The sequence below is a fragment of the Caenispirillum bisanense genome, from assembly GCF_900230255.1.
GTDB classification, from domain to species: Bacteria; Pseudomonadota; Alphaproteobacteria; order Rhodospirillales; family Rhodospirillaceae; genus Caenispirillum; species Caenispirillum bisanense_A.
In genome coordinates this window covers 67,908-80,152 of the sequence record NZ_OCNJ01000010.1, presented here as the reverse complement: position 1 = coordinate 80,152, position 12,245 = coordinate 67,908, and the positions used below count along the sequence as shown (strand labels likewise).

9 protein-coding genes are annotated in these 12,245 nt (G+C 72.1%); 7 read left to right on the top strand and 2 right to left on the bottom strand.

Going from position 1 to position 12,245, the window contains the following annotated elements; translation table 11 throughout:
* Window positions 1-162 precede the first annotated feature (162 nt).
* The 6 genes from CRP50_RS19785 (at window position 163) to CRP50_RS19760 (ending at window position 9,464) form a co-directional block, all read left to right on the top strand.
* Complete coding sequence (locus CRP50_RS19785; RefSeq protein WP_101614024.1) at window positions 163-2,394, top strand: ATP-binding protein; 2,232 nt, start codon at window positions 163-165, stop codon at window positions 2,392-2,394.
* On the top strand, window positions 2,391-3,545 hold the full coding sequence (locus CRP50_RS19780) for an FIST signal transduction protein (RefSeq protein WP_097280920.1): 1,155 nt from the start codon (window positions 2,391-2,393) through the stop codon (window positions 3,543-3,545). The genes CRP50_RS19785 and CRP50_RS19780 overlap by 4 nt, the downstream gene beginning before the upstream one ends.
* A 13-nt stretch (window positions 3,546-3,558) precedes the next feature.
* Window positions 3,559-7,371, top strand: a complete 3,813-nt coding sequence (locus CRP50_RS19775) for a response regulator (protein WP_097280919.1) — start codon at window positions 3,559-3,561, stop codon at window positions 7,369-7,371.
* A gap of 4 nt (window positions 7,372-7,375) precedes the next feature.
* The gene (locus CRP50_RS19770) at window positions 7,376-8,503 is read left to right on the top strand and encodes an HD-GYP domain-containing protein (protein ID WP_097280918.1); all 1,128 of its coding nucleotides are present in this window, start codon (window positions 7,376-7,378) and stop codon (window positions 8,501-8,503) included.
* A gap of 84 nt (window positions 8,504-8,587) precedes the next feature.
* The gene (locus CRP50_RS19765; protein WP_097280917.1) at window positions 8,588-9,064 is read left to right on the top strand and encodes a hypothetical protein; all 477 of its coding nucleotides are present in this window, start codon (window positions 8,588-8,590) and stop codon (window positions 9,062-9,064) included.
* A gap of 13 nt (window positions 9,065-9,077) precedes the next feature.
* The gene (locus tag CRP50_RS19760) at window positions 9,078-9,464 is read left to right on the top strand and encodes a hypothetical protein (protein WP_097280916.1); all 387 of its coding nucleotides are present in this window, start codon (window positions 9,078-9,080) and stop codon (window positions 9,462-9,464) included.
* Window positions 9,465-9,473: 9 nt separating this feature from the next.
* Here CRP50_RS19760 and CRP50_RS19755 read toward each other — a convergent pair whose 3' ends face one another.
* Together CRP50_RS19755 and CRP50_RS19750 are read right to left on the bottom strand one after the other, a co-directional pair.
* The gene (locus tag CRP50_RS19755) at window positions 9,474-10,421 is read right to left on the bottom strand and encodes a hypothetical protein (RefSeq protein ID WP_141415208.1); all 948 of its coding nucleotides are present in this window, start codon (window positions 10,419-10,421) and stop codon (window positions 9,474-9,476) included.
* A gap of 121 nt (window positions 10,422-10,542) precedes the next feature.
* Window positions 10,543-11,463, bottom strand: a complete 921-nt coding sequence (locus CRP50_RS19750; RefSeq protein WP_097280985.1) for a LysR family transcriptional regulator — start codon at window positions 11,461-11,463, stop codon at window positions 10,543-10,545.
* 128 nt (window positions 11,464-11,591) lie between these two features.
* Here CRP50_RS19750 and wrbA point away from each other — a divergent pair, with 128 nt between their 5' ends.
* Window positions 11,592-12,188, top strand: a complete 597-nt coding sequence (gene wrbA, locus CRP50_RS19745; protein WP_097280914.1) for an NAD(P)H:quinone oxidoreductase — start codon at window positions 11,592-11,594, stop codon at window positions 12,186-12,188.
* Window positions 12,189-12,245 lie beyond the last annotated feature (57 nt).

Sequence of the window (12,245 nt, the reverse complement as noted above, 5' to 3'; positions counted from 1 at the left end):
GTATAAGGGCACGCGCGGCGATGGCGTAGCCGCCACCGACGACGGCGAGGTTGTCGCCGCCATGCGCAAAGCAAGGGCCGCTATGACCTTCCGCCAGATTTTGCGGAACGCGCGGCTGGTCTATCGTCGCCGCGTTGGGGACTAATGCGAAAGAATAGGACGATGGCGGCAAAGGCCAGGGCATCGGTGCTCGGGCACTCGACGACGCTCGCCGTCGTGGCGGCGATCTTCATCGTCCTCACCTACGGGCTGACCGTGTGGGTCGCCGGCCGCATCCTCACCGACGGCATCGTCCAGGCGACCGGCAACGCCAATCACACCGCCCTCGGCGTCATCGCCAACGAGCGCGGCGACGACCTGCGCGCGCTCATCGCCGGGCTCGCCGCCGTGCCGCCGGAAGAGGTGGCCGGCAGCCCGGAATTCGGTGCCATGGACTTCCTCATGCGACATGCGACGCAGGGCACGGACATCGTCGCCCTGAAGGTGTTCTCGCCGGACGGGCTCACGTTGTATGCCACCGATCGCGGCCGGGCCGGCGGGGACGGGTCGGGCAGCGCCTTGTTCCAGGCCGCCGCCGCCGGCGACGTGGTCAGCGCCCTCAACCGCGCCGCCGGCGGCGGCTGGCTGGTGAGCACCTACGCCCCGCTGCCCGGAGCGACCGGCGGTGTCGCCGCCGTCCTCGAGATCTACGCCGACCGTACCGCGGCGGTGGAGGAGGCGCGGTCGGCCGTGCGCCGCCTGGTGCTGGCGACCGGCCCCGTCGTGGTGGTCGCCACCGGCCTCGTCATCGGCCTGGTGCTCGGCGCCGCCCGCCGGCAGGGCCGCCAGACCCGGGCCCTGGCCGATCTGGCGGCCGAGAACATGCGGGCGCGCGAGGCCGCCGAGAACGCCGACCGGGCCAAGACGCGCTTCCTCGCCAACGTCAGCCACGAATTGCGCACGCCCATGAACGGCATCATCGGCATGTGCTATCTGGCGCAGCGCACCAACCCGACGCCGGCGCAGCGGGACTATCTCGGCAAGATCAACGAGTCGGCGCAGAGCCTGCTGCGCACCCTCAACGGCATCCTCGACTTCTCCCGCATCGAGGACGGGGCGCTGCGCATCGTCGCCGCCGCCATGGATCCGCGCGCCGTCGCCGAGGACGCCGTGGCCGCCGTCCGTGCCGGGGCGCGGGCCAAGGGGCTGACGGTCGTCCTGGTCTGCCCCACACCGCTTCCCACCGCCGTTCTCGGCGACGCCGACCAGGTGCGCCAGATCCTGCTGAAGCTGCTCGGCAATGCCGTGAAGTTCACCGAACGGGGCAGCGTCGCCCTGACGGTGACGGCGCCGGAACCACCGCCGGCGCCCGGCCGCGTCCGCCTGCGCTTCGAGGTGAGCGACACCGGCATCGGCATGGACGCCGAGACGCTGGCCTGCCTGTTCGGCGGCGCCCGGCAGGGCGACGACTCGCGGACCCGGCGCTACGGCGGCCTCGGCCTCGGGCTCGCCCTCGCCGACCGCCTCGCGGCGCTGATGGGCGGCGGGATCGCGGTGGAGAGCACCCCCGGCCGGGGCAGCCGCTTCATCGTCGACCTGCCCTTCGAACTCACCGAGGCCGACGCACTGCTTGGACCGGCCGCGAGCCCCGAGGCCGACCGCGCGCCCGCATCGCCGGAGCCCGCGGCGGGCGCCGCGGCGCCGCCGTCGCCGCCGCCGGCACCCGTCGCGGCCGCCGCCCGCGCCGGCGGCCGCCGCGTCCTGCTGGTCGAGGACAACGCGGTGAACCGCGCCGTCATCGCCGGCTACATGGGCGACGGACCGGACGATCTCGTCGCCGTCGACGGCGGCCACGCCGCCCTCGCCCTCCTGCAGGCGCCCGGCGCTTTCTTCGACGCCATCTTCATGGACCTGCAGATGCCCGGCATGGACGGGCTGGAGGCGACGCGGCGCATCCGCGCGCTGGCCGACTGGCAGTCGGTGCCGATCATCGCCCTGACGGCCCATACCTCGCCCGAGGATCGCCAGCGCTGTCTCGCCGCCGGCATGAACGACCACCTCGGCAAGCCGGTGCGCCTGAACGACCTGTCCGACTGCCTGGACCGCTGGTGCGGTCCCGTTGCCGCCGCCGGGCCGGCGCCCCTGCCGCCCGAACTCGCGGCGCGGGTGCGGCCGCTCCTGGTCACCCTGGCGAGCCTGGTCGGCGGCGGGGACGTCGCCGCCAGCGCCACCGCCGGCGAAATCGCCGAGGCCCTGGCCGGCACCGCCCTGGCCGAGGCCGGCGCCCGCCTTCTCGCCCTCGTCGACGATTTCGACTTCGACGCCGCCGCCGCCGCGGTGGTCGACCTCGCCCGCCACTGCGACGCCGCCTGCCCGCCCGCGGACGGCCCTTCCACGGAGTTCGTCAAGCCATGAAGACCGCATCCGTCGTCCTGCGCAGTTCCGATCCCGCCGCCGTGGCCGCCGCCGTATCTCCCCTCGCCGCACTGGCGCCGCAGGTCGTCCTCGTCTTCGGGACCGTCGCCCTGCTGCGGGATGCCCGGCTGCTCGAGGCCCTGCGCACCGCCCTGCCGACGGCGACGGCGGTCGGCTGTTCCACCGCCGGCGAAATCACGCCGCAGGGGGTGGAGACCGGTACCGTGACCGTCACCGCCCTGGCGTTCGAGCGGTCGCCGTGCCGCGTCGTCGGCACGGCCATGGCCGGTCTGACCGATTCGCGCGCCGCCGGCGCCCGGCTGGGCGAGGCCCTGGCCGCCGACCCCGACGGGCCGCGGCTCGCCGCCGTGCTCATGTTCGGCCGCGGCACCGACATGAACGGCAGCGCCCTCATCGACGGGCTGATGGACCGCATCGGCCACGCCGTGCCGGTCTGCGGCGGCCTCGCCGGCGACGACGGCGCCTTCGCCGAAACCCTGGTGATCGGCGGCTCCGACCCGCAGGGCCCGGTCGCCGTCGGGCTCTACGGCGAGGCGGTGCGCGTCGGCCTCGGTTCGGTGGGCGGCTGGCAGCCCTTCGGCCCCACCCGCCGCGTCACCGGCTGCACCGGCAACATCCTGCACAGCCTCGACGACGAACCCGCCCTCGAGGTCTACCGCCGCTACCTCGGCGACTATGCCCGCGACCTGCCGGCCTCGGGGCTTCTGTTCCCCTTCGAGATGCTCGACGCCCAGGCCGCCCCCAAAGGCCTGATCCGCACCATCCTCGGCATCGACGAGGCGAGCGGCAGCCTGATCCTGGCCGGCGACGTCGACGCCACCGGCTACCTGCGGATGATGAGCGCCTCCACCGACGCCCTGGTCGCCGGTGCGGAAAAGGCGGCGGCCGCCAGCCGCGACGCCTTCGCCGCCCCTCCCGGCGGGCTCGCCCTGCTGGTGAGCTGCGTCGGCCGCAAGCTGGTCATGGGCGACCGGGTGGACGAGGAGGTTGAGGCGGTGGTCGACGTGCTCGGCGGCGGCCTCACGGTCGCCGGCTTCTACTCCTACGGCGAGCTCGGCCCCCATGCGGGCGAAGGCGCCTGCCGGCTGCACAACCAGACGATGACGGTCGCCGTCGTCGCGGAAGCCTGAGCACCCCCGCACGATGCATCGACTCCTGCGCACCCAGCTGAAGAGAGTGGCCGGCCTCGACCACGAGGATCGCGTCGCCGCGGCCGTGGCGACGCTGGCGGGGCTCGACCTCGACGGCGACGCCGGCCTGCTCGTCCGCGCCATCGGGCCGCTGCTGGCCCGCGTCGGCCAGAGTTACGAGCAGTTCGACCGCGACATCGACCTGCGCAGCCGCAGCCTCATGCTCAGTTCCGACGAACTGCTGAGCGCCAACGACCGCCTGCGCAAGGAGGCGGCGGCCCAGAACGCCGCCATCGCCGCCCTGCGCCGCTCGCTCGCGGCGCTGACCGGCGGCGCGGTCGTCGACGACGGCCAGGAACTGGACCAGTTGTCCGACACCATCGTCGCCATGGTGGAACAGCGCAAGGAAGCGCAGCGGGCGCTGGAACAGCAGAAATTCGCCCTCGACCAGCACGCCATCGTCAGCATCACCGACGCCGCCGGCACCATCGTCTACGCCAACGACCGCTTCTGCGAGATCAGCGGCTATCGGCGCGACGAGCTGCTCGGGCAGTCCCACCGGGTCGTCAATTCCGGCCTGCACGACGCGGCCTTCTTCGCCGAGATGTGGCGCACCATCCGCAGCGGCCGGGTGTGGCACGGCGAGGTGTGCAACCGCGCCCGCGACGGGTCGCTCTACTGGGTGTCGGCGACCATCGTGCCGCAGGACATGGGCCCCGACGGCCCCGGCGGCTACATCGCCATCCGCACCGACATCACCCACCAGAAGCGCATGGAGGAGGACCTGCTGGAAAGCCGGCGCTTCCTCCAGAGCATCACCGACGCCATGGGCGAGGGCGTGTTCTGCCTCGATGCCGAGGGCCACGCCACCTTCCTCAATCCCGAAGCGGAGCGTCTGCTGGGCTGGACCCTCGCGGACCTCGACGGCCTCACCCTGCACGACGCCGTCCACTTCCAGGACGCCGACGGCCACCCCATCGCCGCCGAGGCCTGCGGCACCATGACCGCGGTGCGCGCCGGTGCCGTCTTCCGCAGCGACGACGAGCACTTCACCCGGCGCGACGGCACCGTCTTCCCCATCTCCATCGTCTCGGTGCCGCAGCGCGACGGCGACCGCATCGTCGGCTCGGTGGGTGTCTTCCGCGACATCACCGAACGCAAGCGCATCCTCGACGCCCTGAAGGAGAGCGAGCGCCGGCTCAAGATCGCGCTGGACGCCTCCGGCATCGGCCTGTGGGACTGGAACCCCAAGACCGACGTCGCCTACTTCAGCAGCCAGTGGCTCGCCATGCTCGGCTACCGGCGCGGCGAAGTGGAGGAATGCGGCGCCACCTGGGGCCGCCTGCTGCACCCCGACGACGCCTCGCGGGTGCGCGCCACCATGCGGGGGCACATCGCCGGCGAGATCGCGTCCTACGAGGTCGAGTTCCGCATGCGCCACAAGGCGGGCCATTGGGTGTGGATCCTCAGCGCCGGCAAGCTGGTCGAGCGCGATGCCGAGGGGCGCCCGACCCGCATCACCGGCATCCACATGGACATCGGCGAGCGCAAGCGCTTCATGGACGAGCTGTCGGCCGCCAAGGAAGAGGCGGAGCGCGCCAACCGCTTCAAGAGCGACTTCCTCGCCAACATGAGCCACGAGATCCGCACGCCCATGAACGCGGTGATCGGCCTGTCGCACCTGCTCTCCCGCACCGACCTGACGCCGCGCCAGCGCGACTACCTGGACAAGATCGCGGCCAGCTCGCGCACCCTGCTCGGCGTCATCAACGACATCCTCGACTTCAGCAAGATCGAGGCCGGCAAGATGACGATCGAGGCGGTGCCCTTCGACGTCAACCGCATGGTCCAGGACGTGGCGGTGGTCGTGCAGCCGCGGGTGCGCGACAAGGACCTCGAACTGGTGGTCGACATCGACGCCGCCGTGCCGCGGCGGCTGATCGGCGATCCGTTGCGGGTCAGCCAGATCCTGCTCAACCTGCTCGGCAACGCGGTGAAGTTCACGGCGGCAGGCGAGGTGGTGCTGTCCATCGGCGGCCGGCGCATCGGCAGCGACGGCTTCCTGCTCGAGATCCGCGTGCGCGACACCGGCATCGGCATGACGGCCGAGCAGGCGTCCAGCCTGTTCAAGCCGTTCACCCAGGCCGACAGTTCGACCAGCCGCCGCTTCGGCGGCACCGGGCTCGGGCTCGCCATCTCGGCCCAGCTCGCCGGCCTGCTCGGCGGCGACATCGCCGTCACCAGCGTCCCCGACCAGGGCAGCACGTTCACCGTGACGGTGCGCGCCGCCGTCGACCCGGCGACGGCCCACGACCCGGCCCCGGCCGTGGCGCGCGGCGGGACCGGCCTGCTGACGGGCCGGCGCGTCCTGGTGGTCGACGACTGCCGCACCGCGCGCGAGGTGACGAGCGACCTGCTGCGCCGCTTCGGCCTGACCGTGACGGCGGTGTCCGACGGCGCCGCCTGTCTGGCGCAGGCGGGAAGCGACGTCGACCTCGTCGTGCTCGACTGGCGCATGCCGGACATGGACGGCGTCGCCACCCTCCGGGCCCTGCGCGCCCGCGGCGTCGCCGTGCCGGTGCTCATGCTGACGGCCTTCGGGCGGGACGAGCTGGTGGATGCCCTCGGACCGCTCGCCGTGCAGGGCGTGCTCGAAAAGCCGGTGACCCCGTCGAGCCTGCTGGATGCCGTCGTCGCCGTCGTCGCCCCCGACGCGGGCGCCGGCGCGGCGGCGGGCGCCGTCGCTGCCGAGGGCGGGCCGGCGCTGGCCGGGATCCGGCTGCTGGTGGTGGAGGACAACCCCATCAACCAGTTGGTCGCCCGCGAACTGCTGGGCGCCTACGGGGTGGAGGTCACCGTGGCCGGCGACGGGCCGTCGGCGCTCGCCCAGCTGCGGGCGCAAACCTTCGACGGCGTGCTGATGGACGTGCAGATGCCGGGCATGGACGGCATGGAGGCGACGCGGCTGATCCGCAGCGACCTCGGCCTGACCCGCCTGCCGGTCATCGCCATGACCGCCCATGCCATGGACCGCGACCGCGACAACTGCCTGCGGGCCGGCATGAACGACCACATCGCCAAGCCCATCGACCCGAGCGAGATGGCCCGGGTCCTCGGCCGCTGGTTCGGCGACGACGATGCCACCGCCGCCGGCGCCGTCAGCGGCGCCGCCGCGACGGGCGACGGCCCGGGCCTGCCGGGCGCCGTCAGCGGCATCGACGTGGCGACGGGGCTGCGCAACGTCAACGGCAACCGCACCCTCTACCTGAGGCTGCTGGAGGAGTTCGCCGTCGGCTACGGCAGCCAGGTCCTGGTGATGCGGGGCGTCGTCGGCGACGGCGACTTCGCCGCGGTGCGGGCGGCCATGCATACCCTCAAGGGCACCGCCGGCACCCTGGGCGCCCGCGAGGTGGCGCGGGTGGCCGGCGAGATGGAGACGCTGGCGACCGCGCCCGAACCGGACCGCTTCCGGATCGAGGGCCTGCTCGGCGACCTCACCGCCTGCATGTCGACGGCACTGGCCGGCGTGCGCGAGTTGCAGGATGCGGTGGCCCCGGCCGCCCCCGCCGTGCCGCCGCCGCCGCCGTCGGCGGTCGACGTCGCCGCCCGCGTCGCGGACCTGCGCGACCGGCTGACGACCTTCGACCCGCAGGCCGAGGACGATGCCCGGCTTCTGGCCGAAGCGCTCGCCGGCACGCCGGCCGCCGCCGCCGCCCGCGCGGTGGCCGACCACGCCGCCCGCTTCGATTTCGAGGATGCATTGGCCCTGCTGCCGCGCCTGCTGCCCGACGCAGCAGACACGGCCACGGAGCACGGACTGGAGTGAGACCATGACGCCGAGTGAACGCCTCCTGATCGTCGACGACGAGCCCATCAACGTGAAGGTTCTGGTCGACCTGCTGCGCGACAGCCATGCGCTGGTGGTGGCGAAGGACGGCCCGCAGGCCCTGTCGCGGCTGGAGGGCGACGTCCTTCCGGACCTCGTGCTGCTCGACGTCATGATGCCCGGCATGGACGGCATCGAAGTCTGCCGCCGCATCAAGGCCGACCCGCGCACCGCCGACATTCCCGTGATCTTCGTCACCGCCCTCGGCCAGACCCACGACGAGACGCTCGGCTTCGCCACCGGGGCCGTCGACTACATCACCAAGCCCATCAGCCCGCCCGTGGTGCTGGCGCGCGTCGCCACCCACCTGAGCCTGCGACGGGCGAAGGCGGCCCTGCGGGACCAGAACGCCGCCCTGGAGGATCGCGTGCGGCAGCGCACCCGCGACCTGGAACGCACCCAGGACGTCACCATCCGCGCCCTCGCCTCGCTCGCCGAGACGCGCGACAACGAGACCGGCAACCACATCCGCCGCACCCAGCACTACGTCCGCCGCCTCGCCGAGGCCCTGCGCGACCATCCCCGCTTCGCCGCGGCCCTCGACGAGCGCACCATCGACCTGCTGTTCAAGTCGGCGCCGCTGCACGACATCGGCAAGGTCGGCATTCCCGACCGCATCCTGCTCAAGCCGGGCAAGCTCGACGACGGCGAGTTCACGGTCATGAAGCAGCACGCCGCCCTCGGCCGCGCCGCCATCGAGAACGCCCTCGAAGACGACGGCACGCCGGAGCGTGGCGGGTTCCTGCGCTACGCCATGGAGATCGCCGCCGGGCACCACGAACGCTGGGACGGCACCGGCTATCCGGCCGGGCTGGCCGGCGACGCCATTCCGCTGTCGGCCCGCCTGATGGCGGTGGCCGACGTCTACGACGCCCTCATCAGCCGCCGCGTCTACAAGCCGGCATGGACGCACGAACAGGCCGTGGACATGATCGCGCGCGGTCGCGGCAGTCACTTCGACCCCGATATCGTCGATGCCTTCCTCGCCATCGCCGAAGACTTCCGCACCATCGCGGCGACCTACGCCGACGAGCTGGAAGACGACGCCATTCCGGAGATCCATTCGCTCTGACGGCCCGCGCGGCGACGGTCGTGCCAACCTCCATCCCCCGCCGATGGTTGTTAGGGCAAGGACCACGCCGCACAGGAGCCTGCCATGACGCACCGCCTGCTGCCCGCCGTCGCCACCGCCGCCCTTCTCGCCGCCACGTCCGCCGTGCCGGCAGCGGCGGCCGACGTGGGCGACTGGAGCCCGCTCGACAGCGGGGTCGGGATCGACGACGATGTCGGCATCGACCGCGGCGCGCCCATCGCCGACGTGACCGACGCCCCGCAGACCAGCACCACCATCGACGTCGACGTCGGCGAGACGCCCGAGTTCGAGGTCGGCGTGGACGAGGACGACGACATCCCGGAGGTGGGCGACCGCACCGACGTCGATCCTTACGTCGCGGCCGGCGAGCCGGGCCGACAGGAAGCACTGGCGGGCGACGTCGATCCCGCCCCGGGTGAGGACATCATCGATGCGCCGGATGTGGACGAAGTGCCGGAACTGGGCGTCACCGACCGCGAGAAGGACCCCATCGTCGACGACGTGGACGTGCTGCCCGACCGCCGCGGTTTCGCGAATTAGCGCCGCGCTTTTCGTGCTCGGCCTGCTGGCCGGCTGCGCCCCCGCCCTGCCGGAGCGGCCGAGCGGCTGGACCGAGACACCGCCGTCGGCGCCCTACGGCACCACGGCGGGCGGCATGCTGACGCTGGAGGAACGGGAGCGTGCGGTGGATCCGACGCGCCTGCCGCGGGTGACGCCGCGGCTCGACGACCGGGTGGACGAGGATTACGCCCGCCGCGTCACCAACTTCCCGACGCCGCGGTACCCCGACCACGTGCTGCCGCCGGATCGCGACCTGCCGGCGGAACGGTCGTGGCCGCCGAGCCGCCGCGAGTTGGAGCGGCTGGACGAGTCGCCGTTTCCGCGGCCGGCGCCGGTCGGGCTCGATCCCTGTCCGGCGGGCATGGTCACCTGCCGCTGACGGCGCCCCTCAGCCGCGGCGGCGGGCGCGCTCGCCGGCGTGGGCGAAGCCCGCGAGGCCGAGCAGCGACAGCAGCGCCAGGCTGCCGATCACCGCATAGGGCGTGACGGCATCGACCCAGGCGTCGTCGATGACGGCGCGGTCGAACCGGACGACGGCAAAGAGCGGCCATTCGTCCAGACGCTTCACCCAGCCGATCACCCGCTCGTCTGAGATGGGGCCGGACAGGACACCGTGCCCGATCACGTCGCGAGCCTGGGCGGCGGCAACGGCAGCCGCACCCGCACCGCCGCCCGGCGGGTCGGAGACCAGCACGTCCCCCTGCTCGCGCACCAGGGTCATGTCGGCGCCGTAGGGCAGCTCGAAGGTTTCCAGGAAGTCGGCGAAGAAGTCCGGATCGAGGGTGACGGAGGCGATGCCGCGCAGCTTGCCGTCGGGCCCGTTCAGGCGACGGGTGAGCAGGAAGGTGGCCTCCTCCGTCACCCGGCCGACCAGGGGCTGGCTGATGTAGGGGCCGTCGCGGCCGTCGGCGAAGTGGCGGTAGAAGTCACGGTCCAGCACATTGGAGACGGGCGCCGGAAAGGCGTGCGTCACCAGCCGCAGGTTGCCGGCCAGGTCGTTGAGCCACACCGCGTCGACATGCTCGAAGCGGTCGGCGTCGGCCTTCAGGCCCTGCCACAGGCTGCGGTCGGCGGCGATGGCGTCCCAGGTGCGGCCGGCCACCCGGGCGCGGGCGCTGTCCACCAGGAAATCGGCGGTGTCGAGGAGGCGGCCGGCGTTCTCGCTGAGCAGGTCGGTGGAAACCCGCGCCTGCTCCAGCGCGCCGCCATAGGTCGCTTCGCGCACCTTGAGCACGTGGCCGACGATACCCGCCACGATGATCGCCATGGCAGCCAGCGACAGCCACACCACGACGGGTCCGAGCGCGGGCTGCGTCGCGCCGTCGTCGATGTCCACGATGGGCGTCATCCGCCGGCGGCCACGCAATCCGAACATACGGAAGGATCCCCCTTATCCAGTCGTACCCATGGTGCCAGACGACGGGACAAGAAGCCAAGGGTCCGTGTCGACGATCGTTTCAACGATCCCAGGAATCCCAATACGGCTGCGGCCCGAAATACTCGGCAAGATAATCCACGAAGGCGCGTACTTTCGCCGACAAATGTCTTCCGGGGGGATAGACGGCGTAGACTGCGATTTCCGGGGCGGACCATTCAGGCATTACGCGCACGAGCCGCCCGCTTTTCAAGTCATCGCCGACGATGAAGGTGGGCGTGAGGATGATTCCGAGGCCCGCGACGGCGGCCTCGCGCAGGGCGTCGCCGTTGTTCATATGGACGCGGCCGGCGACCGATATATCCACTCGGGTCCCATCGGCATGGACCAGAGGCCAGGTGTGCAGGTCCGTCTGCAGGGTGTAGAGCAGCCCGGTGTGGTGCGCCAGGTCCGCCGGATGCTGCGGCATGCCGCGCGCCTCCACGTAGGCCGGGCTAGCCACCACCACGCGCCGCACCGGCGCCAGCCGGCGGGCGATGAGCGAGCTGTCGGCCAGGCGCGAGATGCGCACCACCACGTCGAAGCCCTCCGCCAGCACGTCCACCAGCCGGTCGTCGAAGGAAACCTCAAGGTTCAGATCGGGGTAGCGCTCCAGGAACGGACACAGCGCCGGCCCCAGGTGGCGGACGCCGAAGCTCATGGGGGCGGACACGCGCAGCAGGCCGCGCGGACTGGCGTGCAGGTGGCTGACCGCCAGTTCCGCCTCCTCCGCCTCGGCCAGGATGCGCAGGCAGTGCTGATGGAAGGCCTGCCCCGCCTCGGTGAGCGACAGGCGCCGGGTGGTGCGGTTGAGCAGGCGGGCGCCCAGGCGTTCCTCCAGGCGGGACACCTGCTTGCTGACCGCCGACTTGGTGACCTTCAGCCGCTGGGCCGCGGCGGAAAAGCCGCCGCAGTCGACCACCGCGGCGAAGGTCGCGTATCCCTCCAGCGGATCGCCCGCCATGTCCTCGCCCTCCATTGATGCTCCAGGGGAAACGATCTTATTCCGCAGCGGGAAATTGTCCACGGCCGTTTGCCGACTATTCTGCTGGGACATCGACACCGATACCGAACAAGGACGGAGACGCAGTGATGACGAAGGTTCTCGTGCTCTACTACAGCACCTGGGGTCACGTGGAGACCATGGCCCAGGCCGTGGCCGAGGGCGTCCGCGAGGCCGGCGCCGAGGTGACGCTCAAGCGCGTGCCCGAGCTGATGCCGCAGGACATCATCGAGAAGATGGGCGTGAAGACCGATCAGGCGGCCGAGATCGCCCGCCCCGAGGAACTGGCCGACTACGACGCCGTCATCTTCGGCACGCCGACCCGCTTCGGCAACATGGCCGCGCAGATGCGCAACTTCCTCGACCAGACGGGCGGCCTGTGGGCGGCCGGCAAGCTGATCGGCAAGGTGGGCAGCGTGTTCGTCTCCACCGGCACCGGCGGCGGCAACGAGACCACCATCACCAGCTTCCACAACACGCTCTTCCACCACGGCATGGTGGTCGTCGGCCTGCCCTACTCGCAGCCCGACCTCGCCAAGATCGACGAAGTGAAGAGCGGCGGCCCCTACGGCGCGGCCACCATCGCCGGCGGCGACGGCAGCCGCCAGCCGAGCGAGCGCGAACTGGCCCAGGCCCGGTTCCAGGGCAAGCACGTGGCGCAGATCGCCGCCAAGCTGTCCGCGTGACGTTCCGGCGCCCCGATGACATCATCGGGGCGCGCCTTCCCCTCCCGCGCAAGGAGA

What these genes read in the sequence shown, in the direction of transcription:
- CRP50_RS19750 (WP_097280985.1), bottom strand. Translation starts at nt 11,463, where the DNA reads ATGGCGGGCGATCCGCTGGAGGGATACGCGACCTTCGCCGCGGTGGTC.
- CRP50_RS19785 (WP_101614024.1), top strand. Translation starts at nt 163, where the DNA reads ATGGCGGCAAAGGCCAGGGCATCGGTGCTCGGGCACTCGACGACGCTC.
- CRP50_RS19780 (WP_097280920.1), top strand. Translation starts at nt 2,391, where the DNA reads ATGAAGACCGCATCCGTCGTCCTGCGCAGTTCCGATCCCGCCGCCGTG.
- CRP50_RS19770 (WP_097280918.1), top strand. Translation starts at nt 7,376, where the DNA reads ATGACGCCGAGTGAACGCCTCCTGATCGTCGACGACGAGCCCATCAAC.
- wrbA (WP_097280914.1), top strand. Translation starts at nt 11,592, where the DNA reads ATGACGAAGGTTCTCGTGCTCTACTACAGCACCTGGGGTCACGTGGAG.
- CRP50_RS19775 (WP_097280919.1), top strand. Translation starts at nt 3,559, where the DNA reads ATGCATCGACTCCTGCGCACCCAGCTGAAGAGAGTGGCCGGCCTCGAC.
- CRP50_RS19765 (WP_097280917.1), top strand. Translation starts at nt 8,588, where the DNA reads ATGACGCACCGCCTGCTGCCCGCCGTCGCCACCGCCGCCCTTCTCGCC.